Annotated in this window: 25 protein-coding genes and 1 riboswitch; all 25 genes read right to left on the bottom strand. The window is 47.4% G+C overall.

Features of this window, described 5'->3' with window-relative positions:
• Positions 1–146 precede the first annotated feature (146 nt).
• Positions 147–271, bottom strand: a riboswitch (glycine riboswitch).
• A 134-nt stretch (positions 272–405) separates the two neighbouring features.
• The 25 genes from MKZ13_RS02475 to MKZ13_RS02355 all read right to left on the bottom strand — a co-directional run bounded on the left by MKZ13_RS02475 (position 406) and on the right by MKZ13_RS02355 (position 26,965).
• Entirely contained in the window at positions 406–2,289 is a 1,884-nt protein-coding gene (locus tag MKZ13_RS02475) for a collagen-like triple helix repeat-containing protein (protein ID WP_339185303.1), read from the bottom strand.
• A gap of 131 nt (positions 2,290–2,420) precedes the next feature.
• The gene (locus tag MKZ13_RS02470; RefSeq protein ID WP_339181499.1) at positions 2,421–2,801 is read right to left on the bottom strand and encodes a hypothetical protein; all 381 of its coding nucleotides are present in this window, start codon (positions 2,799–2,801) and stop codon (positions 2,421–2,423) included.
• Positions 2,802–3,009: 208 nt separating this feature from the next.
• Positions 3,010–4,170, bottom strand: a complete 1,161-nt coding sequence (locus tag MKZ13_RS02465) for a hypothetical protein (RefSeq protein ID WP_339181496.1) — start codon at positions 4,168–4,170, stop codon at positions 3,010–3,012.
• Positions 4,106–5,596 carry a HAMP domain-containing sensor histidine kinase gene (locus MKZ13_RS02460; RefSeq protein WP_339181494.1) on the bottom strand — a complete coding sequence of 497 codons (1,491 nt, stop codon included), beginning with the start codon at positions 5,594–5,596 and terminating at the stop codon, positions 4,106–4,108. The genes MKZ13_RS02465 and MKZ13_RS02460 overlap by 65 nt, the downstream gene beginning before the upstream one ends.
• Positions 5,593–6,303 carry a response regulator transcription factor gene (locus MKZ13_RS02455; protein WP_339181492.1) on the bottom strand — a complete coding sequence of 237 codons (711 nt, stop codon included), beginning with the start codon at positions 6,301–6,303 and terminating at the stop codon, positions 5,593–5,595. The genes MKZ13_RS02460 and MKZ13_RS02455 overlap by 4 nt, the downstream gene beginning before the upstream one ends.
• 192 nt (positions 6,304–6,495) lie before the next feature.
• Positions 6,496–7,101 (bottom strand): phosphotransferase, encoded by a 606-nt coding sequence (locus MKZ13_RS02450; protein ID WP_339185301.1) that lies wholly within the window; start codon positions 7,099–7,101, stop codon positions 6,496–6,498.
• Between the two features lie 24 nt (positions 7,102–7,125).
• Positions 7,126–7,527 (bottom strand): hypothetical protein, encoded by a 402-nt coding sequence (locus tag MKZ13_RS02445; RefSeq protein WP_339181490.1) that lies wholly within the window; start codon positions 7,525–7,527, stop codon positions 7,126–7,128.
• 184 nt (positions 7,528–7,711) lie between these two features.
• A complete protein-coding gene (gene pstB, locus MKZ13_RS02440) occupies positions 7,712–8,467 on the bottom strand; it encodes a phosphate ABC transporter ATP-binding protein PstB (RefSeq protein ID WP_036616781.1) in 756 nt (251 codons plus the stop codon).
• A gap of 12 nt (positions 8,468–8,479) precedes the next feature.
• The gene (gene pstA, locus MKZ13_RS02435) at positions 8,480–9,367 is read right to left on the bottom strand and encodes a phosphate ABC transporter permease PstA (protein WP_339185299.1); all 888 of its coding nucleotides are present in this window, start codon (positions 9,365–9,367) and stop codon (positions 8,480–8,482) included.
• A 2-nt stretch (positions 9,368–9,369) separates the two neighbouring features.
• Entirely contained in the window at positions 9,370–10,278 is a 909-nt protein-coding gene (pstC, locus tag MKZ13_RS02430; protein ID WP_100528178.1) for a phosphate ABC transporter permease subunit PstC, read from the bottom strand.
• A 142-nt stretch (positions 10,279–10,420) separates the two neighbouring features.
• Positions 10,421–11,347 carry a phosphate ABC transporter substrate-binding protein PstS family protein gene (locus tag MKZ13_RS02425; RefSeq protein WP_237177637.1) on the bottom strand — a complete coding sequence of 309 codons (927 nt, stop codon included), beginning with the start codon at positions 11,345–11,347 and terminating at the stop codon, positions 10,421–10,423.
• Between the two features lie 698 nt (positions 11,348–12,045).
• The gene (locus tag MKZ13_RS02420; protein ID WP_221823942.1) at positions 12,046–13,338 is read right to left on the bottom strand and encodes an arsenic transporter; all 1,293 of its coding nucleotides are present in this window, start codon (positions 13,336–13,338) and stop codon (positions 12,046–12,048) included.
• A gap of 151 nt (positions 13,339–13,489) precedes the next feature.
• Positions 13,490–15,577 carry a methyl-accepting chemotaxis protein gene (locus tag MKZ13_RS02415; protein ID WP_339181487.1) on the bottom strand — a complete coding sequence of 696 codons (2,088 nt, stop codon included), beginning with the start codon at positions 15,575–15,577 and terminating at the stop codon, positions 13,490–13,492.
• A 171-nt stretch (positions 15,578–15,748) separates the two neighbouring features.
• A complete protein-coding gene (locus MKZ13_RS02410) occupies positions 15,749–16,807 on the bottom strand; it encodes an EAL domain-containing protein (RefSeq protein ID WP_339181485.1) in 1,059 nt (352 codons plus the stop codon).
• Between the two features lie 211 nt (positions 16,808–17,018).
• Complete coding sequence (locus tag MKZ13_RS02405) at positions 17,019–19,286, bottom strand: bifunctional 2',3'-cyclic-nucleotide 2'-phosphodiesterase/3'-nucleotidase (protein ID WP_339185297.1); 2,268 nt, start codon at positions 19,284–19,286, stop codon at positions 17,019–17,021.
• A gap of 482 nt (positions 19,287–19,768) precedes the next feature.
• Complete coding sequence (locus MKZ13_RS02400; RefSeq protein ID WP_074093246.1) at positions 19,769–20,185, bottom strand: pyridoxamine 5'-phosphate oxidase family protein; 417 nt, start codon at positions 20,183–20,185, stop codon at positions 19,769–19,771.
• A 648-nt stretch (positions 20,186–20,833) separates the two neighbouring features.
• Entirely contained in the window at positions 20,834–21,292 is a 459-nt protein-coding gene (locus tag MKZ13_RS02395; protein ID WP_339181483.1) for an NUDIX domain-containing protein, read from the bottom strand.
• An 88-nt stretch (positions 21,293–21,380) separates the two neighbouring features.
• The gene (locus tag MKZ13_RS02390) at positions 21,381–22,154 is read right to left on the bottom strand and encodes a 5-oxoprolinase subunit PxpA (protein WP_339181481.1); all 774 of its coding nucleotides are present in this window, start codon (positions 22,152–22,154) and stop codon (positions 21,381–21,383) included.
• A complete protein-coding gene (locus MKZ13_RS02385; protein ID WP_339181478.1) occupies positions 22,154–23,185 on the bottom strand; it encodes a biotin-dependent carboxyltransferase family protein in 1,032 nt (343 codons plus the stop codon). The genes MKZ13_RS02390 and MKZ13_RS02385 overlap by 1 nt, the downstream gene beginning before the upstream one ends.
• A complete protein-coding gene (gene pxpB / locus MKZ13_RS02380; RefSeq protein WP_339181475.1) occupies positions 23,182–23,898 on the bottom strand; it encodes a 5-oxoprolinase subunit PxpB in 717 nt (238 codons plus the stop codon). Before pxpB ends, MKZ13_RS02385 begins: the two co-directional genes overlap by 4 nt.
• 45 nt (positions 23,899–23,943) lie before the next feature.
• On the bottom strand, positions 23,944–24,777 hold the full coding sequence (locus MKZ13_RS02375) for a DUF2785 domain-containing protein (protein WP_221823927.1): 834 nt from the start codon (positions 24,775–24,777) through the stop codon (positions 23,944–23,946).
• A gap of 3 nt (positions 24,778–24,780) precedes the next feature.
• On the bottom strand, positions 24,781–25,371 hold the full coding sequence (locus MKZ13_RS02370) for a histidine phosphatase family protein (RefSeq protein ID WP_339181473.1): 591 nt from the start codon (positions 25,369–25,371) through the stop codon (positions 24,781–24,783).
• Positions 25,368–25,958, bottom strand: a complete 591-nt coding sequence (locus MKZ13_RS02365) for a DUF1572 family protein (RefSeq protein ID WP_339181470.1) — start codon at positions 25,956–25,958, stop codon at positions 25,368–25,370. The genes MKZ13_RS02370 and MKZ13_RS02365 overlap by 4 nt, the downstream gene beginning before the upstream one ends.
• Before the next feature lie 68 nt (positions 25,959–26,026).
• On the bottom strand, positions 26,027–26,356 hold the full coding sequence (locus MKZ13_RS02360; protein WP_221823921.1) for a DUF952 domain-containing protein: 330 nt from the start codon (positions 26,354–26,356) through the stop codon (positions 26,027–26,029).
• A gap of 51 nt (positions 26,357–26,407) precedes the next feature.
• Positions 26,408–26,965: a GNAT family N-acetyltransferase gene (locus MKZ13_RS02355; protein WP_339181468.1), complete on the bottom strand. Its 558-nt coding sequence runs from the start codon at positions 26,963–26,965 to the stop codon at positions 26,408–26,410.
• Between the last annotated feature and the right edge of the window lie 4 nt (positions 26,966–26,969).

Raw genomic sequence — 26,969 nt, 5'->3', positions numbered from 1 at the left:
CCCTCTCTCTGTCCTCGATACCTGAGAGTTTCACGATCAGTAGTGTCTCACGACAAGGTGCACTGCCTGCAATTACAGACAAAGTCACCGGGCAGACTGATCATATACCCCTTGGGTGGCGCAATTCGCGCACTCTCCAGAGTTGCGTCCAACGATGGTACATTTACCTGAGAGATTAACCACTGCGCCGGGTGCGCAGCAGCTTGCTCCTTCGGTGCCTGAACACTAGCCATTGTGCTCGACTAAGCCAGGTCTCTCCCGCTCGTTATCATCCGCTGTATTATTTTAATTGGATTCGAATTGGTATATTTCTAAATTTTTGATCAAGTATACCCATAGAGTAATGTACAATATCATATATGTCAACAAAAGTAACGTGTAATTATCATAAGTTCGATGTCTATTTTAACTGAAGCGAATAGCATTCAGATTTCTCACTTCCGCTGAGGCACTAGTGACGCTTGTAGTGGTTGTAAATTGGATACTTATCGTGTATGTGTTAGTCGTTGTAGCCGGGGATGTATCCACGTAAGTGTTGGAGGAAAGAAACCTTAACGTGCCGGCAGCATTACCGGTTCGTGAGAGTTGCAATTGATTAATTAAAACTCCGTTACGTCTCAGGTTAATGTTATACGCGATACTCCAGTTAGACCCTACAACTATTGCTACTTGTGTACTATTATCGATTTTCACGCGTTGACCTGCCACTACAGGTACATTAAGTGTCTGAATCGTCGTTTCAGCTACTAATGAAAGACCCAACGCCGTGGTCTGGCTATCAGCAAACAAGGAAGAGTCTGCCGGAGCCGAAGCTGCAGTTGATCCGGTCGCACCTGTAGCCCCAGTGGCTCCGGTCGCTCCCGTCAGTCCTGTCGCTCCTGTAACACCAGTGACTCCCGTCGTTCCCGTTACTCCCGTTGCACCTGTAACACCAGTGACCCCTGTCGTTCCCGTCAGTCCGGTCGCTCCTGTAACACCAGTGACTCCGGTCGCTCCCGTTGCTCCCGTTACACCAGCCGTCCCGGTTGTTCCCGTCACGCCTGTCGCACCTGTAGCCCCAGTGACTCCCGTCGTTCCCGTCAGTCCTGTCGCTCCTGTAACACCAGTGAATCCCGTCGTTCCTGTAACGCCTGTTGCCCCCGTATCTCCAGTGACTCCGGTCGTCCCCGTTACGCCTGTTGCACCCGTATCTCCAGTTACTCCGGTCGCACCCGTTACGCCTGTCGCGCCTGTAACCCCAGTAACTCCAGTCGTTCCCGTTACGCCTGTTGCACCTGTAACCCCAGTATCTCCCGTGTTTCCCGTAACTCCCGTTGCACCCGTAGCACCAGTAGCTCCGGTCGCACCCGTTACGCCTGTTGCACCTGTATCTCCAGTAGCTCCGGTCGCCCCCGTTACACCTGTAGCACCAGTTACCCCAGCTACTCCAGTCGTTCCCGTTACGCCTGTAGCACCTGTAACCCCGGTACCTCCAGTTGCCCCTGTTACGCCTGTAACACCAGTGACTCCCGTCGTTCCCGTTACTCCCGTTGCACCTGTAGACCCAGTATCTCCGGTCGTTCCTGTAACGCCTGTGACACCTGTCGCACCCGTTTCACCAGTAATTCCGGTTGCTCCCGTTACACCTGTCGCACCTGTAACACCAGTATCTCCGGTCGTTCCTGTCACGCCTGTCGCACCTGTAATACCAGTAATTCCGGTGGCTCCCGTGACTCCTGTCGCGCCTGTATCTCCAGTAATTCCGGTGGCTCCCGTGACTCCTGTCGCGCCTGTATCTCCAGTAATTCCGGTCGTTCCCGTCACGCCTGTCGCGCCTGTATCTCCAGTGATTCCGGTCGTTCCCGTCACGCCTGTTGCACCTGTATCTCCAGTGGCTCCGGTTGCTCCCGTCGCACCTGTATCACCAGTGACTCCGGTGGCTCCCGTGACTCCTGTCGCACCTGTATCACCAGTAATTCCGGTGGCTCCCGTGACTCCTGTCGTGCCTGTATCTCCAGTAATTCCGGTCGTTCCCGTCACGCCTGTCGCGCCTGTATCTCCAGTAATTCCAGTTGCTCCCGTCACACCTGTTGCACCTGTATCTCCAGTCGTTCCCGTCAGTCCTGTCACGCCCGTATCTCCAGTGACCCCTGTCGTTCCCGTCAGTCCTGTCGCTCCTGTATCTCCAGTGACTCCCGTCGTTCCCGTTACTCCCGTCGCACCTGTATCTCCAGTAACTCCGGTCGTTCCCGTTACTCCCGTTGCACCTGTAGCACCAGTGACTCCTGTCGTTCCTGTCAGTCCTGTCACGCCCGTATCTCCAGTGACCCCTGTCGTCCCCGTTAGTCCTGTCGCACCTGTAACACCGGTGACTCCCGTCGTTCCCGTTGCACCTGTAGCCCCAGTACCTCCAGTGACTCCGGTCACGCCAGTGGCTCCAGTTACACCTGAAATAGCGCACTGTATCCACCCAGTAATTCCTCAGATACGAGACGGTGGGCGGTGACCAGTTCTCCATTCTGGTTTTTACCCCAGACCGAAATCTGCACATCCTCCACAGTAGCATCGCCCGTTGTAAAAACAAATTCAAACCCGTCCAAATTTGCATAAAAATCTTTGGTTATTACCTGATTAGGTTGAACATTGAATAACTCTTCAATATATAATGTGCGTACACCTACCAAATAATATCCTTGAACAAGAACTGTATAAATACTAATCATATTCCTATTATCCAGCCTTACCGTAATTCTCTGGGTAGGACGCTCGCCGCTTCCCACCACTATATTATTTTCTATTGGCCCTGTTGATAAAACAGCCATCCTGCGATGCCCCCTTCTCCTGCCTCCATCACCAAATCAAGATTGTCTTCTATAAATATGCATATTGAACTGTAAACGTGAAGTTGCCCTCTTGCCTTTTTGGAATGGACTGAAAGGAGATCGAATGGATATCCACCACACCAAAAGGAGAATATACAAAAAAAGCTGCCGCTTCGTTTCTGCGGCAACCTTATTATTATTCTTTAGCTCATCTAGACGGTTTGGGAAGGGTCAGTTCTTCCGCCCAAGCTTGTAGCTTTGCCTTTGTCCATCCTTCGTTTTCACCCATGATGGAGTACCGCAAACCTTTCTCACTCCATGATATGTTCCGAATGCTCTTCATATATGAACCCTCGGTGTTACGAACCTTAATTTTGGCTTCATCCGGCATTAGTGTATCGTCCACATTTTCTTCCGGCATCTTGAATACCGTCAGGCTGACTTCTACCTTGTCGTTACTTACATAATACAAGGTTACTTCATCTCTGCTCAGCTCACCGTGCAATGTAGACATTTCGATCCGTGATAGTTCAAATTCTCCACTCATGTCCTGTAGGAACGGCTGTTCCAACGCTTTTTCCGCTTCCTCTAGGGTCACTTCGGAATTCTGCATCATATCGTTCAAGTCCTTCACATCGACCTCCTTAGGGATATCAATTACGAAAGTATCCTTTGTGAACTCAGGGTCATACTGAATCGGATCATAGACCATTTCTGATTTTCCATCCCCATACGCGCTGTTTACTTTGACAATCATCCACGTTTTGGGATCTACCCAATACTCTGAAGATATGGAGAATGCGCCTTCTTCTTTTGGTGTCAATTCAATATGAATGACGTCCTGTCCATGAAGTTTCTCCTGTCCCATCATATTCACATCATGCGTAGTACGTAACCGCTCTAGTTGATCGAGCAATATTTGCTTCTGGGTTTGATTAGGTTGTTGTGACACAGATGATGCATCCATGGAATATGCTGCCCCTGTTTCTTTTTCATATATGATAATCTTCTTTCCATCATTAACTGCGTAACTGACATTGCCATTCTCTGATGTTTCCGTGCGCTTTCGTCCGGTTTCACTATCTACCCATTCCTTAATTTGCATCGTGTTAGTCAGCTTGTCATCCGCCCATATCTTCATTACACCTTCCGCATAATACGAGGCGGGTTCTGTTTCTGCTGAGACAACCTTCTCAATCATCTCATCTCCTGACATAGCCAGCATATCCCTCTCCGCGCAACCTCCAAGCAGGGCGCCTGCCAACACAGCAGTACCCAGCATCATCCATCCTTTTTTCATCATCTTATCCACCCTCTCTGCGTTTACATTCTCCATGTTCAGGCAATCGGCATGCTGCCAGCGTTCCATATCCTTCGTATGACCACATGCGCATATCCCCTCCGTGCTTTATTGCAACCCGTTTGGCTATACTCAATCCCAATCCCGAACCACCTGCATACGTCTTCTCCTCCTGATTCTGGTGTTGAACATAGGGTTCGAAGATACGAATGAGCTGTTCCTCAGGAATAGCAGGACCTTCGTTTTGTACCATGATCAATGTTGCTCCCGCCCTGTAGTTATCCAATTCAGCTCTAAGTGAAGGAATAATCCATTCAGGAAGCTCCCAATCTGAAGCAATAACCCCTAGTCCCATTACACCGTTCGTCCTTGTGTGGCGTAGTGCATTATTTATCAGATTATCTGTCAGGCGCATCAGTTGTTCGGGATGAACTCGGTACAGTTGATCTGTGCGGACATCCATCTTCACGTCAATCTGACCACGCTCGGCAAGTCCCTCATAGCTCCCAAGCAGCATATCAAAAAACTCTTCACCTTCCACCTTAACCATGGCCATCTCCGATTCACTGGAACCCAACGCCGTATACATCTCAAGTTCACTAATCATCTGTTTCATCCGCTCCACATTCCCGAGCAGCACATCCTGATATTCCTGCCTTTCAAGGCGTTTCAGTTGACGATCACCGTTAAGTACTTCCGTATAGGCACTAATGGACATCAACGGTGTTTTCAGATCATGGGATAACGAGGCGATCATGAGCTCTTTTTCTTTTTGCTCCCTCTCCACATCGGCCTGAGTATGTCTGATCTTGTCTTGCATTGCATCAAACTGTTGGAGCAAGATGCCCATTTCATCATGACGAACAGGTACCACATCCGTAGCAGCCTCTCCCCGTGCAAAAGCATCCATTCGTTCTATAAGATATTTCATCGGCCGAAAGAGCTTTCGGGATAGTAGCCACAGCATTGTTCCGTATAACAGGATAAAGAAAGTAGCAGCGAGACTCATGACCCAGGTAGTCCGCAAGGATATGCCTTCCAGCCAATCTCCACGCAGCATAACGATTTCGTAAATGCCCACCAACTCACCTTTTTCCCATACGGGTTTCTTCAACGAGAATGTACGATGACGAATCTGTAAGTTGTACAAATTACGATACAGCTCCGCCCCCCCAACGGTGTAAGCTCCAGCAGACCATGTACTCCCCCCTGATGTGTACACCCGAATCCCTGTTGGTAAATACAGATCAAAGTTCACCCGACCATTCTCCAATTCGGAGAGTGCAGCGAAAGCATCAGGCGAGTGCAGCTGGTACAGTCCCGGGTCAGATAAAGCCAGTTCAATAGGAGCCAATTGTCTGGACAACTCTACATATTCCGTTACGGCACGCTGATCATTGTAATAGTTATACAGGGAGTACAGCGCCCACCCAGCAGCGACAGGCAGCAGCATTACAATGAGGAAGGCAAGCATTAACCAGTACTTCAACTTCATTCCTCAGGCTCCCCCACGAACCGGTAACCACTGCCCCACACCGTCAGAATCCAGCGTGGATGATGGGGCTCGTCACCAAGCTTGGCCCGAAGGCTCTTCACATGAACTGTGACTGTACTCGAGTTCCCCGCCTCTGGCTGACTCCAGACATGTTCATACAGTTCCGCCTTGGTAAACACCCGGCCCGGATGAGAAGCAAGCAGTATGAGCAAAGCCCATTCCTTGTTGGTTAGTGCCACATGTTCTCCATGAACCTGTGCGCGCTGATTCAAATAATCAATCGATAACCCATCGTTATACTGTCTATCTGTTGAATCCGGCTCTACGCCCTGATATCTGCGGTACCTATTCAGATGAGATTTAATGCGAGCTGTAAGTTCCGTTAGACTGAAGGGCTTCGTAATATAATCGTCAGCTCCCAGCCCAAGCCCCCTGACTTTGCTCTCTTCCTCGATTCGAGCACTCATCATGAGCAGCGGAACATCGCTGATCAGTCTAATGTTTTTGCATACCGTGAACCCATCCATTTCCGGCAGCATCAGATCCAACAAGACTAATTGATAGGTTCCCTCCCTAAAGTCTTCCCAGCTCTCCAAACCGCTTGATGCCCAAGTTACCCCATAACCCTCATGACGTAGATGATCTCTCAAAATACGGGCAATCTCAGGATCATCCTCCACCAGCAATATATTCTCGCTGTCTCTCATCGCTGCTTCATCCTCCCATGACTATATTGTAGCTAAGAAAAGTTGACTCTCCTCAGAGTTTATACTTTCTTCATAAATGTCCATTACGATCGTTATCTAATGCATGCAAAAAGAGCACCCCGATTGTTCAGGACGCCCAGGTAATATTCACAATCTTAATCCTAAGTTATAGCTCCTAGAAAAGGAAACACCTCATAACTCATAGAAGATGCTCTCGTTCTGTACATAGGGTCTACAATACTTGCTGCACAGCTTCGGCATGCGATCTTTCATCCATTCGTGCCTCGACTCATTCGCCATCTGAAAGGCATAATAACCCAGTGTAAAGATCAACATGAACCCTTCCATCAATCGAATATCACGATCCGTCAGTGGTGCGATCTGTTGGGTATAACCGGATAAAAATATGTCACGTCCCTCCCGATTGAACATAAGTGCTGCCCCTCCGGCATCAAAAAGATAATAACCATAACCGTGTAGACAAAAATCAATCATGGAAATCCCCTGCTCCGTTATCAGCAGATTGTTGCGAGTAATATCCCCATGAATGATCCCCCATGTCCCTGCATGCTGCGGGTATGTTTCTAACTGCTCATTAATGTTCTCAAACGTCTCACGAAGCAGATCAAAGTCTTCCGTTGTAAAAATCCCCAGTCGGACACCTTCCTCTAGCTGCCCTAGCATGACCAAGTTCTCATGGCTATTGCCATATGCCGGCCGCACCTTTGTTCGATCTGTCTGATTCTGCTCACGCCCATATTGATGAAGCATCTGCAGTTGTGCCCCAAGATCATAGATCTGCTCTGTTGTCAGGCGTTCTCCCTACTGGATGTCCCTTCCCTCAATCCACTCCAGTACTGTACAGCAGATTTCTTTACCCGCTTCACTTTTCCATACCATGACCCAGTCTCCCGATACATTCCGTACCGGATGCTGCACGCGCAATGCTGTCGTTGCATTTAACTCATGAAGCAGATTCATCTCCGCCTCCAGTGCAGGAAGCGTATGCTGAATGCCTGTCATACTGGCATATGCGGCTTGATGGATACGTAGCAGATACTTCTGCCCGCTTGCTTCATCAACGACATGATATGTCAGATTCTCATTATGACGAATATATGAAACGACAGGTTTCTCAATAGTGTAGTTCTGTATAATCTGAGCTGCCATATGGTCGTAAGACGTCTGATTCGTAGTGATTATCAACATCTCCTTCGAAGTCATGTAAACGTTCTCTTCACACTAAATATCGTAGCATAATGTTTATCCCGCATACAGAAAATCCCACTAAAATTATAAATTAAAAAAGCACAACCCCCGAACAACCGTCCAGGCATTGTGCTTTCTTTTGTCTCTATTATTTCTTAATCTCTCTGTCTATTACTCTATGTTACACTCCATGATCCAATTAACCGAAACGACCCATAATGTATTCTTGCGTCAGACGATTGTCCGGGTTCGTAAAAATATGCTCCGTATCCCCGTGCTCAATCATGCTTCCCAAATAGAAATAAGCCGTATAATCCGAGATGCGTGCTGCCTGCTGCATGTTATGGGTAACAATAACGATCCGCAGCTCCTTCTTGAGCTCGGTAATCAACTCTTCAACTTTACCCGTAGATACCGGGTCAAGTGCAGATGCCGGCTCATCGAGCAGCAGAATCTGTGGTTCAACAGACAAAGCGCGAGCGATACATAGGCGCTGCTGTTGTCCGCCAGAGAGAGACAGCGCTGACTCATGCAGTCTGTCTTTCACTTCATCCCAGAGCGCAGCACGACGCAAGCTTTTTTCCACAATTTCATCCAGTGCCTTCTTACTCTTCGTACCGCGGTAGCGGGGGCCAAACGCGATATTGTTGTAGATGGACTTATGAAAAGGATTTGGCTTCTGCCAAACCATGCCAATCTTCTGGCGAAGCTTGATTACATCGGTTCCAGGCTCATTCAGATCGTTACCGTCCATCCAGATATGTCCCTCTGTACGGGAACCGGCAATCTCGTCGTTCATCCGGTTCAGCGACCGGAGGAACGTGGATTTACCGCAACCAGATGGTCCAATAAGAGCCGTTACGCTTGCTTCAGGAAACGTCAGGCTAATCTGCTTGACCGCCTGGAAATGTCCATAATATATGCTTAACTGTTCCGTACCAAAAGGTATGGCCATGTTGGTTCCTCCTTATTTCGAAGCTGTCATGCGGCGGAATACAACCCGACCGATCCAGCGTGCACTTAGATTGAACGCCAGCACGAGAATGACAAGCACGGCGGATGCACCTGCTGCCACTTCTTTGGAATCTGGCCCAATACCTTCACTATTTACTTTCCAGATATGGACAGCAAGTGTCTCTGCCGGACGGAAAGGATTAAGCGGTGATCTTGGACTCGTGGGATTCCAATCTGTAAAGTCCAATGGTGGACTACTCATACCTGCGGTGAACATCAGCGCGGCTGCTTCACCGAAGATCCGGCCCGATGCCAGGATCGTACCCGTAATCAAGCTCGGCAATGCCACAGGCAACAGAATCGAAGTGATAATCTTCCACTTGGACAGTCCAAGCGCCAGACCTGCTTCCTTCTGTTCCTTCGGAACGGCCCGGAATGCCTGCTCCGTTGTCCGTACCATCAGTGGCAAGTTAAAGATCGCCAGAGCCAAGGCACCCGAGATCAGGGAGAAACCAAGACCAAATTGATTTACTAACAGCAAGAGACCAAACAAACCGATAACGATGGATGGGAATGATGACAATACTTCAACGACCAGACGAATGAAGCTGGTAATCTTGCCTGGCTTGGCGTATTCCGCCATATAGATCCCGCCGCCCCATCCGAGTGGAATGGTAACAATCAAGGTCAGGACAAGCAAGAATATGGAGTTGAAGAGCTGTGGACCAATCCCGCCGCCACCCTTAAGCAACTGTGGTGCGCTTGTCAGGAAGTTCCAGCTAATATGCCCAATGCCTCTATACATGATGAAGCCAAGCAGACCGAGCAATAGAATAACAATGAACAGGGCCAATACAACGATAACGGATGTTGCAATTTTATCTACCGTCTTTGCCTTCATTTTCATACCCGGTTTCTCCTTTCAAGCAGGCGAACCAGAATGACGAAGACAAATGTCATCACCAACAGGACAAGCGCCATACTCCACAGTGCATTGTTATGAACAGAACCCATCGTGGTGTTACCCATGCTGAGTGTAATTACACTTGTTAATGTTGAAGCTGATTCAAGCAAGGATGTTGGAACATGCGGTGCATTACCGATAACCATCTGTACAGCAAGAGCCTCACCAAAGGCACGGGCCATACCCAAAACGACACCTGTCAACAAAGCAGGCAAAGTCGTTGGAATAATGACACGGTAGATGGTTTGCCAGCGAGTGGCACCCAGTGCGTAGGAAGATTCACGTAATCCTTTTGGCAACGCGGACAAGGCATCTGCCATAATACTTGTCACCGTAGGAAGAATCATTACCGCGAGAACAAGACATCCGGCTGCAATCCCGACGCCTGTTCCACCAAAGATACTGCGAAGCAAAGGTACGATGACACTCAGACCGATAAATCCGTACACAACGGATGGAATTCCGGACAAGAGCTCAATCGCAGGCTGCAAGATCTTTTTCCCTTTACCCGGAACAATCTCTGTCATGAAGAGTGCTGCACACAGGCCAAGCGGACTTGCGATCAATGCTGCAAGCAAGGTTGTAATGAAAGAACCTGTAATGAACGGCAATGCCCCGTAGAACGCAGGCTCTCCAGTTGGATTCCACGTTTTCCCACCAAGAAATTCACTTATGCTTATTCCATTTTGGAAAAATGTCGATAGTCCCTTGGACGCTACAAAATAAACAATGGAAAACATGACAACGATCAGGAAAACGACACAAATCGACGTATAGATCCGTCCCGTCCACTCTTCCCAATAATGTTTCTCTTTTAAGGGCCGGCGCGGTTTCAACTTGTTATTCATTACCGTTCCCCCTTCGGTCTGTTCCATAACAACCATCCTTCTATAGTAGAATTAATGCAAAATATGGGATTATTTTAGAGCAAACCGCGTAAAGAGGCGGGACCTAAGTCCGCCTCTTTCGCTGTATGCGCAAGTTCAAAGATTACTGAACCACATTACCTGCTGCATCGCGTTTTACTTTCATACCTGACATTGGAATGTATCCAAGTTCTGTCACGTCGTTTTGTTGAATTTCGTCACTCAAGATGTAGTCCAGGAATGCTTTTGTTGCTGCATCAGGCTCACCTTTTGTGTACATGTGCTCGTAAGCCCATACTGGATAAGTTCCTGCTTCTACGTTCTCAACTGTTGCTTCTACACCTTCGTATTTCAATACTTGCAAGCTGTCATCCAAGTAAGACAAGGCGAGGTAACCAATAGCACCTGGCGTTTCAGATACCAATTTTTTTACGTTACCAGAAGAATCTTCTTGAATCGAACCTTGGATATCACCCATTTTTGCACCCAATGCATACTTCTCGAAAGTTGCACGAGTACCGGAACTGCTCGGACGGTTTACAATAACAATTGCTTTATCCGCGCCGCCAACGTCTTTCCAGTTCGTTACTTTACCGGAGAAGATGTCGACCAGTTGTTGCTTCGTCAAATCTTCTACACCTGCATCTTTGTTGCTAACTGGCGCCATAGCTACTACTGCTACTTGATGGTCAACCAATTCTTTTACTTTGGCTTCGTCCTCCAGTTTCTCTTCTGCAAATACATCAGAGTTACCGATTGTAGCTTGTCCGTCAGATACTTGTGTCAAACCAGTACCACTACCGCCACCTTGAACTTGAACCGTTACGTTCTTATATTCATCAACTGCCATAAATTTCTGTCCAGCTTGTTCTACCAGAGGTAGCAATGCTGTCGATCCGACTGCCAGAATGTTACCGCTAAGCTCAGTAGCAGCTTCTCCTGATCCATTGCTTGCGGCACCCTCTGTACCAGCGTCATTTTTCGATCCGCATGCTGCGAGAACCAGTACGAACGTTAAGGTCATCAAAATAAACGGCAACTTTTTAAACATGTTTTGTTTTCCTCCCCCAATGTAGTGATGGCGTTTTGTGAATTTGTTTGTTCACCATCAACTCTTTTCTCATTGTAGTTTCAGTATGTCATCTTAAAATCAGTGTTTTGTAAACGCAATGTTAAAAATATCGGCAGCATTTTGAAATATCTGGGATTTAATCTAGCGCTGAAGTGGTCGCTTCGGGAACGGACGTTGTTTTAATCCGTATTGTGTCCAGATTTCCATGGAAAAAATTTACTTATAGATATATTAAGTAAGCTGATACCCTGAGTGGCCGTTCCGGTTACGGATCGTTCTTCTGATCGCTGTTGTCTCCAAATTTCTTTGATCAATAATCTTAATTGTTGAAATTCGGATACAAAGGCGAACGCTTCGCTTCTTCAGAATCGATTCCGTCCCCTCCACTACGATCGGGGTTTCCCTGTACTGCGCTGTGTCAGCGCTCGTTGAATCTCAGGCGTCTCAATCTCCTGCCTGGGAAGTAGGCAAAAAAGGCCAGCCCTACAATGGGCTGGCCTTCTGTAAATGCTTTGTTGATTCTTTGATAGAGCAAGAAAATCTGTTTCTTCTATAGAAGGTACAAAAGCAGGAAATAAAAAAACTGCCTCACTTCCAGTGCTTAGCACCAGCTGTGAGAGCAGCCTTTTACATTACAAAAGATTATCTTATTCATACTCAATGTAAAATCCAATTTGCTAACCTAGAATCCATAACCACAATGCCAACCCGGCCAGGGTAACTAACAATGTAGGGATCGTCAGGATGATGCCTGCTTTGAAATAATACCCCCATGTGATCTTCACACCTTTACGGGATAACACATGCAGCCACAGCAATGTGGCTAGTGATCCAATCGGGGTCATTTTGGGACCCAGGTCAGAACCAATGACATTGGCATAGATCAATGCTTCTTGAATGATACCTTCGGTATGTGCGCCCTGGATGGCTAGCAGGTTAATCAACACGGTCGGCAGGTTGTTCATCACCGATGATAATACAGCAGCGATGATGCCCATCCCAAGCGAAGCAGCCAGCAGACCATGCTCTGCTATGGCATCCAGCCAGCGGCTCAGATGATCCGTTAACCCTGCATTACGCAGTCCATATACGACGATATACATGCCCACCGAGAACACCACAATCGACCATGGCGCTTCCTTAATTACCCGTTTCAGATCAACAGCCTCGCTCTTGCGTGCCAACAAAGCGAACAGCAACGCAACAGAGCCAACGATAACCGACACGGGAATCGGCAGAAACTCACTGGATGCATAGGCAACCAATAACAGCCCAAGCATGAACCAGGCGATTCGGAACATCCGTGGATCACGTATCGCTTCCTTCGGGTCACGTGCCGCGGAGATGTCGTAGCGAAGGGGTATGCTTTTGCGATAGAACAAAAACAACATCCCCGTACTCGCTACGATTGAGAACAGATTGGGCACAACCATGCGTACCGCATACTCCACAAATGTAATGCCAAAGAAATCGGCCGAAACAATGTTAACCAGATTGCTGACGACCAGCGGTAACGACGTGGTATCGGCGATAAACCCACTCGCCATCACAAAAGCCAGCACCATACGCTCATCAAACTTCAATGCACGCACCATTGCCAGCACAATTGGCGTCAGAATAAGCGCGGCACCGTCATTCGCGAACAGAGCAGACACCGCGGCTCCCAACAGAATGGAGTAGAAAAACAGTCTGCGACCGTCTCCTCCAGCCAGCCTCGCCATATGAAGCGCAGCCCATTCGAAGAAACCCGTCTCGTCGAGAATGAGAGAAATCATAATAATGCCGACAAAAGCCAGCGTTGCATTCCATACAATGGATGCCACATCCGAGGCATCGTTTAAGCTGACGACTCCACACAATAGGGCAAGTAATGCCCCACCAGAGGCAGTCCAACCGATACCCAATCCACGAGGTTGCCAGATCACCAAGGTGATCGTCACTACAAAAATCAGTATTGCTACGTATACCATAGAGCCTCCTGCTGTATCCTGTATCAATATATTATTTATATGCGCGGAATAACCAGACGATATATTTATACAGGGCAACAGGAACATTGTCTATCTTTATTTTCTTCTATTATAAATAGTGTGGTAAATTATGGTGTTCCAATGTTAGATTTTATTCTTTGCCCTTATCCTTCGGTGTGTCCTCCACCATCTTGAACATGCCAAGCAGTCCTTGTAATTGTTCCGCCATGCTATTCAGATGTGCCGAGGATGATGCAATCTCTTCTACCGATGCCAGTTGTTCTTGCGAAGATGCCGACACGGATTCTGTATTCGCAGCCGATTCCTGGGTCACATTCGAAATATCACTCATCGCCTTGGCAACGTGGGATGCACCGCTCTCCAGTTGCTTTGTTGTTGCGGACAAGTCATCCAATGTATGAACAGCATCTTCCACCGCCTCCCGAATCTGAGCAAAGGATTGTCCTGACGTATTCACGGCCTGAATTCCTTCTCCTACCCGAGTCTGAGCCGCATTCATGGCGATTAGAGCGGCATCCATGTCCTGACGGATATTATGAACCACCTCACCGATCTGCGCTGCCGAACTTCCGGATTCTTCTGCCAGTTTACGTACCTCACCAGCTACAACTGCAAACCCACGACCCGCATCCCCCGCTCTTGCCGCTTCAATAGAAGCATTTAATGCGAGCAAGTTCGTTTGTTTGGAGATGGATGCAATGACATCAACCATGCTACCAATCTCAACGGAACGGGCATTCAGAGATTGAACCACCGTCCCCAGCTGCTCCACCGTTTCCTGGATACTGTTCATCTGCTCCACAGCCTGTCCTGCTGCCTCATTCCCAGATGAAGCTGCTCCGGACGTATGCCGCATATTTGCCGTAATCGATTGTACACGCTCCGACATCATTCGAACATCTTCTGCCATTCGGCTCATCTGTCCCGATCCGTCTTTCACGCTGTTTACCTGCTGCTCTGCACCTTCAGCCAGTTCCTGAATGGCCAGTGTTGAATGTTCAATCGCTTTGGTAGTTTGTTCTGCACTGGCAGACAACTCTTGAGAAGAAGCAGATACCTGCTCTGTCGTTTCCTGTACGCCCAGAATCATCATCCGCAGGTTATCGACCATACGTTCAAAATACTTCGCCAGTTCTCCGACTTCATCTTTACGCCCTGTTTCCATTTTTACGGTCAAGTCACCTTTGCTTACGGCTCTGGCAGATTCCTGCAGTCGTTTAATTGGACGCAGCATGGAGCGTGTAAACCATATAATAAAGAGGAGTGTAAGGAACGTAGCCGCCAGAATAACAATAAATGTGGCCATGCGAATATCCTTACTTGCATTAGTTACTTCACTCTTGAGCATCGTGCCGGCAATTTTCCAGCCTGTTGCTTCATTTGTTGAGAAAATCATCATCTTCGGCTGATCGTTGTACACGTAATCGAATTGACCTTCTGGACCTTCATACATCTCATCCAGCAAGCCACTCGTTTCCGGCGTACCTGCATCTGCTACAGGGGATACAACATAGTTTTTGTTTGCATCCATAATAATGACGTAGCCTTCTTTGCCCACCTTAATGGATGCCTGTTCTTGCAGGTCTGTCAGGTCGAGAGACAAACCGACAACACCGGATTGGTCCTTTAATGTTTTGGAGATAAACACAACTGCAACACCATCCGTATTAACAGACACAGCGGATACAACAGCTGTACCTGGCTTTTCCATCGCTAGTTTGTACCACTCCCGCTCCCTAGGATCGTATGCATCTCCCCGTGTGCTGCTCGCTGTTGGTTTACCTCGAACCATGACTCCGTCTGTTGTTCCCACAAAAATATTCATGGCATCGGGGTGCAAGCCCAGATATTGCTCCAGCTTCAACTGAAGCTCCGGACTATCGTTCTCTCCTTTGACCAGGCTCGGATCAAGGGCATCCGCGAAATAGTTAATGTCATGAATCTTGTAATTCACTTGGCTTTCTACAATGGTATTGGCAGTGCTCACACTTTGCATGGCACTATCCACTAATTGTCCTTGTACGCCATCTTCAGCCATCGTTAGTGTGATCAAGCCAACTGCCAAACTTGGCAAGAGTAGAACGGCCAGGAAGGAGACCAATAGTTTGTTCCTTATATTCCAGACAAAACCTTTCTTTTTCTTCTTTTTATTTTGATTATGTTTTGGTTTGGCAGGTTTTGCTGCTTTCATTGGTTTATTATCCTGAGTCTCACTCATGTCTTTCTCCCCCTCTAAATGTAAAAGGCCTCTTTCTTTGTATGTATGGATCAATCTAAAAGGCTTATCTTATATATCGGCTAAATGAGGGTTTTTATTTGAGAGAAAAATGTGCAGGCACGCCAAACAAGCCACCTCTGATCAGAAGCGACTTGTACAAGGTACAGGTTACTAATTATTACATGAATTAGATGAAGTATTGCAGTACGGACCGCCTGGCGGTTGTGCCGAGGGTTTACCAAAATAGTAGCCCTGTGCAAGCTCAATACCTATGGAACGACAGAATTCAAACTCTTCCATCCGTTCGATCCCCTCGGCAAGGACTTGCCCACCAAATCGACTCGACATCTCAACAATGTGAAGAATTTTCTCTTGTTTGGTCGAATCCTGATCACAACGGTCAATAAGACTTCGATCTATTTTGACAAAATCCGGTTCTAACCGATTCATCAACTCTATTGTTGAATATCCGGCACCCACATCATCCAGTGCAACAGACATTCCACGGGAGCGATACACCTCAAATATTTGCTGCAAGATGGGCATATGCTGAATCTGCTCTGTTTCCACGACTTCAAACACAAAATCTTTAGGGTCCAGCGAAAGGCGTTCAATCGCTTCAAACGTATGTGTCAGACAATATTCGGGATTGTATATGGAGGAAGGCAGGAAATTTACGAAGCGTTTGACACCATGCGGCAGAAAAATGGCACTGGTCTCAATAGCAGTAATACGTGCCAATCGATCCAGAAAAGAATGCAGTCCAGTCTCACGCGCCACTTCAAATAATTCATAGGAACTGAAGGATTTTCCATTCTCAGCAGGACGAAGCAAAAACTCATATCCGATAATCTGCTCTGATGCATCAACGATGGGTTGCATATGACTGCTGAATTGATGCTCCAGAATAATGGAAACCAGCTCCGCATGCTTGAAACGGGACTCCTGCATGGTTAGACTAATCCAGCTTTCTTCATTAGCCTGTTCGTATATAGGCATAATCTGAACAGTTAGGGAATCACGTAATGTCGGATCCATTTCGCCGATCTTTTCTATTAAGCTCTGAACCGTCTCCAGATTCGAAAAATGCATCCACATCATGTCATCCGACGTCTCGATAAGTCTTCCCAGCGTTTGTAGCGCTTCAAGCAAAGCGGGGGAAATGGGACGCAAGTACAAGGTACCTTGGCCCTCTATAGGATAGATTGGACTGCAGCCACTGCAATTCATGTAGGACCCCCCTTGCCAATTTAGATTCCATGTCCATTAGATTTCACTTGTATATACCCAAAGTTTGTAAATATTATATCATGGGTCTTAAAATTAATCTCTACTGTTTTGATGACTTCCTGTATGACGGTTCTTGAAACAATATATTCAAATTTGCAGAAAAAAAGACCGACAGTCTGATGACTGTCGGTCTCCCTCAACTTATTAAACTTTAAGAAGCGGGAATCACGATTTTCTGTCCAACTTTCAGGTTGTGTACATCTGAGATTTTGTTAGCTGTCGCAAGCTTGCGCCAGTCTACACCATATTTCAAACCGATGCGGTACAAGTTATCGCCTTTTTTCACCACATATACCACTTTGCCGCCAGCTGGTTTCTCAGGCTGTGGCTTGGTCGTTGGTTTGGTTGGAGTAGTCGGCTCTGTAGGTTTAGTTGGCTTTGTAGGCGTAGGAGCAGGCTCCGTACCTGGTTTCGGAGTTGTTGTTGCTTCTCCAGTCAATTTCATGCCGTATTCAGCAAAACCATCATCATTTGTACCGATGAAAGACATCGCCGGGTTTGCTTCAACCAGATCTTTTGCATCCGGGGAAGAAGCAAATACCACTTCAAGGTCGTTAAGTGCTGCTGCGGTTAACCCAGCAGATGGTTTAATTGGTGCCAGGGACCAGTTGCCGTCAGCGGTTGGGTTAATTGTTTTATTCTCACGGATATAGTCGATGATCACTTGACGGTTCTCATCCGGTGCAGCCAGAACGATACGTTTACCGTCCGGGTTAGCCAGCTTGGACGAAGAAGCACGGTAGTTATTCGTCGCTACAATGAATTTTTGCGCTGGGTCAATCGGTTTGCCATTAAAGCTCAGGTCCTTGATCCGGCTTGCGGATGCATTAACAATCGTAGCTTTGCTATCGTATTTGGCTGGTTGGGTCACATCAATCTGATACGTTACACCATCGATAACATCGAAGTTGTACGTTGGGAAGTCGTTGTTGATCAGTTGTTGTTGTCCACCTTTAGCCGGGTCGATCTGGTTGAACTGGCCTGCAGACCATTCCAGCCATTCTTTCAGTTCTGCGCCGTTAACCATTACAGCATGTACCGTATTTGGATATACGTACAGGTCAGCAACGTTTTTGATCGCAATGGTGCCTTTAGGGATATTCGTGTAATACGAAGCGCCTGAACGTCCACCGGCTTTGAATGGTGCACCTGCGGACAATACAGGGATTTTCTCATATTCCGTACCTTGCATATGTTTTTCGACATACCATTTCTGTGCATTCGTTACGATCTGAATGGATGGATCATCCTGTACCAGAGCGAAGAAGCTGTTGATAGGTGCAGTCGTTTCGCCGACCGGGCCACGAACATACTCCAATGTACCTTCATGCTCTTCATGAACCGCATCAATGATGTCCTGATCCGCATCTACCAATGGCTTTTTGCCCGCTGTGTCATAGATTGGGCGTGCTTCCGTTTTGGAATCGACCACTTTCCATTTGCCATCCACTTGTTCTAGATCCAGATCAATAATCCCCAGGTGATCCCCCCAGAATCCTGGCTCTACAGCAGGAACGCCATTGATTGTCCCTTTCTCAAGGTCTACCCCTTTTTTGCCGGCAAAATCAGCACTTGGGAATACTTTGTGAGCATGTCCAAACAGAATGGCATTAATGCCTTCTACCTGGCTCAGGTACAATACGGAGTTCTCCATCAGATCCGTTTGAGGGATATCCTCAAATCCGGAGTGAGGGATGGCTACAATAATGTCGGCACCTTCGGCTTTCATTTTTGGAATGAATTTTTTCGCGGTAGCAATAATATCCTTGGCGATTACTTTGCCTTCAAGGTTAGCGCTGTCCCACTGCATGATTTGTGGCGGTACAAATCCGATCACACCCACTTTGATCGTATGTTCTTTGCCCGTCTCATCCGTTACTTTTTTATCCAAAATCTCATACGGTGTGAAGTAATTCTTGTCATTTGTCTCATCATCATCACCATCGTCTACATAGACATTGGCATTAATGTAAGGGAAGTTTGCTCCCTCCAGCGTCATGTCCAGGAAGTCCAGACCATAGTTGAACTCATGGTTACCGATGTTACCTGCATCATAATCGAGCAGATTCATCGCTTTATATACAGGGTGAGTCTCACCCTTTTTCAGTGGATCAATCTTCGCAACATAGTCTCCCAGCGGGTTACCCTGAATCAGATCACCATTGTCAAACAGCAAGCTGTTCTTGGCTTCATCACGCGCTTTTTTGATCAGTGTCGCTGTTTTGGCGAGTCCATACTGGTCTGTCTCTTTGTCGGAATAATAGTCGTAGTTAATCAGATTGTCATGAATATCTGTTGTCTCCATGATCCGCAGTTTAACTTTGGCAGCATCCGCAGCCGATACTGGTACCGGAAACACCGCAAGCACGTTTAATGCAACCAAAGCGGCAGTCAGGCTTGATAATACTTTTTTTCTCATTTTCAAAATAACCCCTCCCGGTTATGTACATTGAATCATGCATTAATGGGCAAACGAAGAGCGCAGAAAAAGATAGATTTCATGGGTTGTGCGTACTGACGCTCTGATGACATGCATCGGAATTTCAGGTAAGTTTATCTCACATGAACATCTATTTATGTCTGTGCTTGTCGTTTACATTCCAAATCATAACGCAATGATCAGCCATTGAAAAGCATTATTTTTTACATTACCCGCACATACCTAGGCGAGTTTACATTATTATGCGTGATTTCGACATTTTTTTCAACATTTTAGTAGGTACTTAGTGCTTATTATCTTTAAAATACGTATATTACATGTGTCTTACATGTATATCCAATTCAGCGTTATTCATCCATACCAAAAACCGTGAAACCTTAATGGCTTTCACGGTTGGATTAAACTCTGCGCGTATTTTCGCATAAGGACGCTACTTTGCAGAGGTTATGTTCATATTCGGATTATTGTTCCCACACATGATGTTCATGATCTTTCCCTGTATATTCAATACGAGTCGGGGTGATGTCCAGAATGACATAGTTTGGATCATTAGGTCCATCGAACCACGCCTTCAGTTCGTCGTTCCACACTTGCTCGCGCAAGCCTTCGTTCTTTGTCACTTCACAGGTTCCTTCGATCTCAACCACTTCTTTGGAGCCACCAGCCTCATAACCAAGTAGCAGGCTAACATTCGGATTATTCTCCAGTTCCTCTACTTTGTGTGTACGGCGGTTCGTTGCCAGATGAATGTTCAGTCCATCGTTGAAAAGCGCCATATAGCGGGATTTCGGTTTACCATTCTCCACAGTGGAGAAGCTGCAAAAAGGGTTGTTTTCCAATGCTTTTACAATGTTTTGTTCCAATTCAGTCTGGTTCATGGGAAGTGCTCCTTTCGGTTTGGGGGAATATTGGAAGGACTATGTAGAAGGCCGTTGCGGGTACGGATCGTTCTTTTGATCGCTGTTATCTCTCAATGATTGATCCTGATCTCTTCCTCGTATACATTGGATTAAAGACAATTTACACTGACACTACGATGACAGAATAACCTTCCAATCGCTGTTATCCCCAGATTTTTTTGATTCCCTTTTCTCAAGGGGAAAATCCGGTGATAAAGGCGACCGCTTCGCTTTTTCAGGTTTCTTCTGTCCTCTCCGTTATCGTGTAAATGTTTAATTCAATGGATATACAAGTGAAAATCCAGGATGCCAGCAGACACTTCGCTTCCTCAGAATCGATTCCGTCCCCTCCACTACGTCTACCGTTCTCCCAATTAAGGGTGGATAATAAAAAGTACAAGAGAAGTGTAGTTGTTACTATCTCTTTGTGTTTAATGAAAGCTCATTATTCTCGTATTACTATAGACAGCTTAATGCAAATGCTTTTGTAATAAGCCTGTACTTATAGTGTACCCACCTCACCTATGGTGAATCCATGAACCGATACGCTAACGTGACAAAATTGGAAAAGTTCTTTATAAAAATGTTTACATAAAGGGGTTAGCACGATATTTCTTCTTGGCTGGTTTAATTCAGATCTCCCAGATAGATTGATGAAGCGCCTGATTTAAGAAGCAATTCGCCAATCGTTTTTGGATATAAACGAATCTGGGACAGCTCTTCAAGTGCAATCCATTCCACGGATACTTGGTGGTCGTCTGGATTGGAGCCTTCAAAAATAGTTGCAGCGGGATCGATCAGGCTGCACGCAAAATAAAATTCAACCTGATGGATATCTGCATCCCACTCGGCGAATTCATGATTTTTACCGATATACTCCCGGATATGTAACAGCTCTCCCACGTTCACGGCCTGACCAATCTCCTCCAGACATTCGCGCGCGACCGCATCCCTGAGTTCTTCACCTTTCTCCTGTCCTCCACCTGGGAACACATAAGCGGTACCATATTGGTCTTCCAGCCGGATGACCAGCAATCGTCCATCCTGCACAATGACAGCCTTTGCCGAGTTGCGTATGGGTTTCATTCTGTTCATTCACTCCTTGTCATTCCAAAATTTCAAAGTTCAATTCGAACAACCTGATAAAACTACTGTTTTCTACTGAACAGGCATATCATCCCGTGGTATGCGGGGATAACTTAATGCCTTCCGATTCCAACACACGACGAATCTCTTGAGCAAATGCGAGAGCGTTTGCTCCGTCACCGTGGATACAGACCGTCTCTGCCTTGATGGGAACCAATGTACCATCCGTGGATACAACTACTCCATCTTTCACCATCCGAAGCACTTGAGCAATCGCTTGTCCCGATTCTTCAATGAGGGCTCCAGCTTGGTTGCGAGGGGTTAGCTTACCATCCGCCCCATAGGTGCGATCTGCAAACACCTCGCTCACACTGCGCATACCGATGCGATCCGCGGCGTGAATCAACTCACTGCCCGCCAGACCATACAGATACAGTTCAGGCTGTACTTGAAAGATTGCCTCCACAATGGCTTCAGCAAGCTTCATATCTTCTGCGGCCATATTGTATAAAGCTCCATGCGGTTTTACGTGATGCATTCGCCCTCCACTTGCCCGGACAAAGGCATCCAGCGCACCGATCTGATACACCACCATGTCATATGCTTCCTGTGACGTAATGTCCATACGTCTTCTGCCAAACCCTTGCAAATCCGGCAACCCGGGGTGGGCTCCAATTGCCACCTGATGCTCCAATGCCCTCTCTACCGTCAGCCGCATCGTAGCCGGGTCACCTGCATGAAACCCGCAGGCAATATTGGCTGACGTAATTAAGGGCAGAATGGCTTCATCCGATAGCGTGCGATACACACCATAACTTTCGCCCAGATCACAATTGATATCCAAGGTTTTCGAGGTATTCATTAAGTGCCCCCCATTCCTGCCATTCTTCTGCGTATCAGCTTATCCATGAGTTGCATATTGATTTCCTGTTCCATATACAACTGTCCGGCTTGATCATGCGTAATCTTTTTAAAAGAAATTTGGGTTCCTGGCCTAGCCTGAGCCAGGATAGGCATATCCACGCGAGCTACCTGTGCAATGACAGGATAACCTCCAATCGTCTGATGGTCTGCCATCAAGATGATGGGCTGACTATCCGGTGGCACCTGCACCGTGCCATAGGTAACGGCTTCAGACAGCCGATCCAGCGGCTGATCCAGTTCCAGTATGGAGCCTTGCATGCGATAGCCCATCCGATCGGATTGTGAAGAAATCACGTATTTTTCGGCATAGAATTGTCCCAGAGTCGTCTCGCTGAACAGCGAACTATCCTTGCTCTCCATCACACGAATAACAGGTTGCCCATAATAGTCAGGTCTTTCCCGCTCAGACAAAAACCACGCAGGCGTCAATATTCGGTGGTTCCGCTCGCTCTCCTTTACCTGCTGCTCCATACGCTGCATCCAACCTTGCACTTCAACAGAAGGTTCACCATTGGATAACAGATCCCCCACGTGCAAGGCTCGGCCCTCCACACCGCCAAGACCTGTCTTGAGGTCTGTACTCCGACTACCCATCACTTCAGGCACAGCTATTCCGCCCGCAATCGCCAGATATCCACGCAAACCATGACGACATGGGCCAAATTTCAGTACACTTCCAGCCCGCACCAACACAGGACGCCACAAAGGTACAGACAGATGATCCACCGTTGCCGTCAGATCGGCTCCACATAATGAGATAAGTTGACTCTCCTGAAATCGAAGCTCTGGCCCCGTCATCGTCATCTCCAGCACTGCCGCATGTCGGGAGTTGCCCACAAGCAAATTGGCTGCTCTGGCTGCAAAGGTGTCCATGACCCCGCCAGGTTGAATACCATACCGGCGATAACCGGTTCTCCCTACATCCTGAACAGTAGATAACAGACCAGGGCGAACCACCTCAATACTCATCGTTCGCCCTCCTTCCGCTTCAACGCCAGATAGTCCTGCATCGTAATCTGTTCAAATCGAACCCGATCACCTGCTGCCAGCAGACTCGGTACGTTCTCTTCCGGCCGAAACAACCGGAGTGGCGTTCGTCCAATACATTGCCATCCTCCGGGTGTGTCCACCGGATAGATTCCCGTCTGTTTGCCACCAATTCCTACTGTACCCGCCTCAACCCGAAGCCTTGGCGTTGCACGTCTGGGCGTAGCAATCTGTGCAGACAACCCGCCGAGATACGGAAAACCCGGTGCGAATCCTATCATATGTACGAGATAATCCCCGGATGTATGAATCGCAATAACGTCCTCTGCGGTCAGTCCATGTTCACTGGCAACGTAGTCCAGATCAGGCCCCCACTCGCCACCATAACATACGGGAATCGTGACCGTTCTGGACTTGTCTTGTACGGATTCCTTCATTTGATTCAACTGCTGAAGCAGAATCCGGCATAACTCGGGGTACGGGGAGATGAACGGATCATAAAATACTGTAACGGACGTATATGAAGGCACCCATTCGATCATGGCTGGCAAAGTGCTTTTTTCCAGCAAAGCACATACAGACATCACTCTGCGCTGCACAGCATCAGACAATTGATCCCCGCAATGGATGATAACCGCTGCCTCACCCAGCGGAGATAGGATTTCCTCGGTCCATGAATACGGCTGTTTGGTCATGCGCCATCTCCTCCTTTTCCCCACATCCATATATCTAGTATCCCGTTACTTTTCTCTCTCCAATGCCTGCAATACCAGTGAACAAACCGCCGGAAAAGGTTCATCTTCTTCTGTTCGTATCGCAATATAGAGTGTCTGTAAAAACAGACGCACATTCAGGTTCCTATGACTGGTTTCCAGAAGTGATCTGTCCTCCGCCTGGTCTTCTTGATGAAGAGAATCGATCCACACCGTAATATCCTTTGGCTCCAACAGATTGCGACGAAGAATGGTAATTACAGCATGCGCTATTCGCTGATCTTCATCATGGATGTAAACCACACTTGATTCCGTTATTTTTACAGCGAGTGCGTGCAGAAGTTCCAGCAGATCCGTTCGCTCCAGATATGGCGACTGTGCCAGATCTTCAACCGCATCCGCCGCGTGTGCGGGGGCGTGCGCCCAGCCCTTGTTATCGGCGTAGCCACGAACATCTTTTTCACGTTCCAGATATGTAGTCAACCGATGATGAATCCCTGCGATATCCTCTCTGTCCAGGAAAGGTCGCTGACGATCCACATTCAGAATTGGAGGCAGTAATAATACGGAGAACGTCCGCGTAAACACACTATCCATTCCCTGCTCTCCGATCCCATAGAACAGGTGCTGATCGTCCAGCGCCAACTGTAACACATGCCTTAGCTGCTCTTCCGAAAATACACCCTGTCCAATCCAGGTTGCAAACGTAACATAGATCAATTCATCCCGCAGGACAGGGTCAGTACTACCAATATGCTTCATCATATGCAGTGACAATTCGTAAGGCTGTTTCTCGTGATCAATGGAATGATTAGACGACTGAATATGCTGTAATTTTTGTTTTAACGTCAGAGCATCCATCTATTAAGACTCCCTGGGCGAATCCAAATGTACGCTGCAATTGTACAGTTCGCATTGCCATGCATTCTCATTCTTGGCGATCCGGGTAATGGATGTGTTGGACAGCTTCACGCTGATATCCAGTTCAGGCACCAGACCTCGCAGTGTATTCCGCAGGACGGCTCCGTGACTGACAACGATCACTCTTCCATCGGGGTGCTGCTGTACAATATCTTCAAGCACCGCACTGCCTCGAACAGTCCCTGCATCTGCAAGCTCACGCCCCAGATCCAGAGTACTCCAGTCCGCTCCCCACTTGGCTAACCGTTCCTCTTCCGTCGTCCCTTCGACCTGTCCTCCGCCCATCTCGCGAAGTCTAGGGTCCAGATGAATCTCCTGAATGCCCAAGCGATCACCAATGATGCGAGCTGTCTCACTTGCACGCTCCAAGTCACTTGAATAGATGGCATCCCAGGATTCCTCGGCCAGTCTCGCGGCAAGTAATACCGCCTGTTCCCTGCCATCCTGATCCAGCGGATTATCCGTCTGTCCCTGCGAACGTTTTTCCTTATTCCACGCTGTGCTTCCATGGCGAATCAATGCAATTTGAGTCATTGTTGTTCCTCACCTTTTTCTATATGAAGTTCATCTTCTGTAAAATGTTTACGTGCCTTCGGCTTGGCAAATTTGCCGCCATTATATTGAGAAGAGCCGTTTCTCGGAATGGAGAGACTGTCCCAGGCTGTTTCTTTAAGCATTTTCGCTGCAAATACAATCTGCCCGACATGATACGGATAATGCGCCAATTGCCGAATAATGGCCTCCATGACGGTATGACCTTCATTCCGAATATATATGATATGAGACAATTGTTCCGGGGTAAATGAACGAATGGATTCGAGTAGACAATTCCAGCCTTCCTCCCATTTGGAGAGCAACTCTTCCCGGGAAGAAATATCATTCACGAATTCGGCATCCCGCTCACGCCATGGTTTCTCACCATCTGTTGTCAGTACATCCGTCCAACGGGACAGCATATTGCCCCATGGATGTTTTACGATTACCGCAATGCTGTTCGCGTCTTCATTCCAGGATTGAAACAATTGCTCGAACTCCAGTTGTGCCATGGCTTTTTCCCCGAGCTGCTTGTAATACAAGAATTGCTTCTCCGCTGTCTCCAGAAAAACTTGATTCATATCCATCCGTTAACCACCCTTCGGAAAAGCATGTTGTCCATGGATCATGTTCAAACAGAAGCGTCACATGTTATTTATTCAGGAAATGAGAATGTGCCGTCTGCATTCGGTTCAAATGGAATGGCTTTACGAACCGCATCCAGATTGAGTTCTCCATAGATATGTGGAAATAGTTCATTCAATTCATAGAGATCCTCATATACCAGTTCCGGCTTTAACGCCTTCTCATCAATACTGAGTAATAACAGATCCGTGCGGCCTGCATAATATTGTCCGGCTACCCATGGGATCTGTTCCTTGGTGGAGCAATGAATGAATCCGTCCGTCTCCAGGCTATCTGGTGCATACTCACTCCCCTTTGACACTTGCTCCCACAACGAACGGGAAATAATACTATAGATCATGGTTCCGCCTCCTTCAATTTCTGCGATGTACCCTATGTGTCATTGGAAGTATTATAGATCATCCCGGATACGGGAGTACAATTTTTGATCCGTAAATACACCTTTGATCTTCAACTGTTTGCGTAGCAAACCTTCGTACGACATGCCCAGCTTCTCCATTACGCGTGCAGAGCCTATGTTGCCTGCATTACATTTCCCTTCCAGCCGATTGCAGTCCAGTTCCCCAAAGCAATAATTCACGATGGGTTGCATCGCTTCTGCTGCGAGGCCCTTACCCCATTGACTACTGGCTATCGCGTACCCTAATTCGGCACTCTGCATGGGTTCGTTGAGATGAAAGACGCCACCCCTGCCGATCAAGGTCCCTGTTTCCTTCAAAATAAAAGCCCAGATATGTACCGTTTTCTGTTCATAATTATCCAGTACCCGCTGAATATATTGAATTGAATCCTCCAACGTCTCATGGCATTTCCACAAGCTTTGCTGACTCACTCGCGGATCAGAGGCAAATGCATAATATTCATCGAGATCATCCATCGCAAGCCGCCTCAGCTTTAACCGCTGTGTTTCGAATTCGGGCGATTCGTCAAAAAGTTTTTCTACATTCATACAG

It is taken from the genome of Paenibacillus sp. FSL R5-0701 (assembly GCF_037973995.1).
Taxonomy (GTDB): Bacteria; Bacillota; Bacilli; order Paenibacillales; family Paenibacillaceae; genus Paenibacillus.
The sequence above is the reverse complement of the archived record's forward strand: the minus strand, read 5'-3'. Positions and strand labels throughout refer to the sequence as shown.

Bases quoted from the DNA above. Each gene is read 5' to 3' on its own strand.
- MKZ13_RS02410 (WP_339181485.1), bottom strand. From the start codon at position 16,807: ATGAATTGCAGTGGCTGCAGTCCAATCTATCCTATAGAGGGCCAAGGT.
- MKZ13_RS02370 (WP_339181473.1), bottom strand. From the start codon at position 25,371: ATGACTCAAATTGCATTGATTCGCCATGGAAGCACAGCGTGGAATAAG.
- MKZ13_RS02425 (WP_237177637.1), bottom strand. From the start codon at position 11,347: ATGTTTAAAAAGTTGCCGTTTATTTTGATGACCTTAACGTTCGTACTG.
- MKZ13_RS02415 (WP_339181487.1), bottom strand. From the start codon at position 15,577: ATGAGTGAGACTCAGGATAATAAACCAATGAAAGCAGCAAAACCTGCC.
- pxpB (WP_339181475.1), bottom strand. From the start codon at position 23,898: ATGACCAAACAGCCGTATTCATGGACCGAGGAAATCCTATCTCCGCTG.
- MKZ13_RS02465 (WP_339181496.1), bottom strand. From the start codon at position 4,170: ATGGAACGCTGGCAGCATGCCGATTGCCTGAACATGGAGAATGTAAAC.
- MKZ13_RS02375 (WP_221823927.1), bottom strand. From the start codon at position 24,777: ATGGATGCTCTGACGTTAAAACAAAAATTACAGCATATTCAGTCGTCT.
- MKZ13_RS02400 (WP_074093246.1), bottom strand. From the start codon at position 20,185: ATGAACCAGACTGAATTGGAACAAAACATTGTAAAAGCATTGGAAAAC.
- MKZ13_RS02390 (WP_339181481.1), bottom strand. From the start codon at position 22,154: ATGAATACCTCGAAAACCTTGGATATCAATTGTGATCTGGGCGAAAGT.
- MKZ13_RS02405 (WP_339185297.1), bottom strand. From the start codon at position 19,286: ATGAGAAAAAAAGTATTATCAAGCCTGACTGCCGCTTTGGTTGCATTA.
- MKZ13_RS02460 (WP_339181494.1), bottom strand. From the start codon at position 5,596: ATGAAGTTGAAGTACTGGTTAATGCTTGCCTTCCTCATTGTAATGCTG.
- MKZ13_RS02395 (WP_339181483.1), bottom strand. From the start codon at position 21,292: ATGAAACCCATACGCAACTCGGCAAAGGCTGTCATTGTGCAGGATGGA.
- MKZ13_RS02445 (WP_339181490.1), bottom strand. From the start codon at position 7,527: ATGACTTCGAAGGAGATGTTGATAATCACTACGAATCAGACGTCTTAC.
- MKZ13_RS02420 (WP_221823942.1), bottom strand. From the start codon at position 13,338: ATGGTATACGTAGCAATACTGATTTTTGTAGTGACGATCACCTTGGTG.
- MKZ13_RS02355 (WP_339181468.1), bottom strand. From the start codon at position 26,965: ATGAATGTAGAAAAACTTTTTGACGAATCGCCCGAATTCGAAACACAG.
- pstB (WP_036616781.1), bottom strand. From the start codon at position 8,467: ATGGCCATACCTTTTGGTACGGAACAGTTAAGCATATATTATGGACAT.
- pstC (WP_100528178.1), bottom strand. From the start codon at position 10,278: ATGAATAACAAGTTGAAACCGCGCCGGCCCTTAAAAGAGAAACATTAT.
- pstA (WP_339185299.1), bottom strand. From the start codon at position 9,367: ATGAAGGCAAAGACGGTAGATAAAATTGCAACATCCGTTATCGTTGTA.
- MKZ13_RS02360 (WP_221823921.1), bottom strand. From the start codon at position 26,356: ATGATCTATAGTATTATTTCCCGTTCGTTGTGGGAGCAAGTGTCAAAG.
- MKZ13_RS02455 (WP_339181492.1), bottom strand. From the start codon at position 6,303: ATGAGAGACAGCGAGAATATATTGCTGGTGGAGGATGATCCTGAGATT.
- MKZ13_RS02470 (WP_339181499.1), bottom strand. From the start codon at position 2,801: ATGGCTGTTTTATCAACAGGGCCAATAGAAAATAATATAGTGGTGGGA.
- MKZ13_RS02385 (WP_339181478.1), bottom strand. From the start codon at position 23,185: ATGAGTATTGAGGTGGTTCGCCCTGGTCTGTTATCTACTGTTCAGGAT.
- MKZ13_RS02365 (WP_339181470.1), bottom strand. From the start codon at position 25,958: ATGGATATGAATCAAGTTTTTCTGGAGACAGCGGAGAAGCAATTCTTG.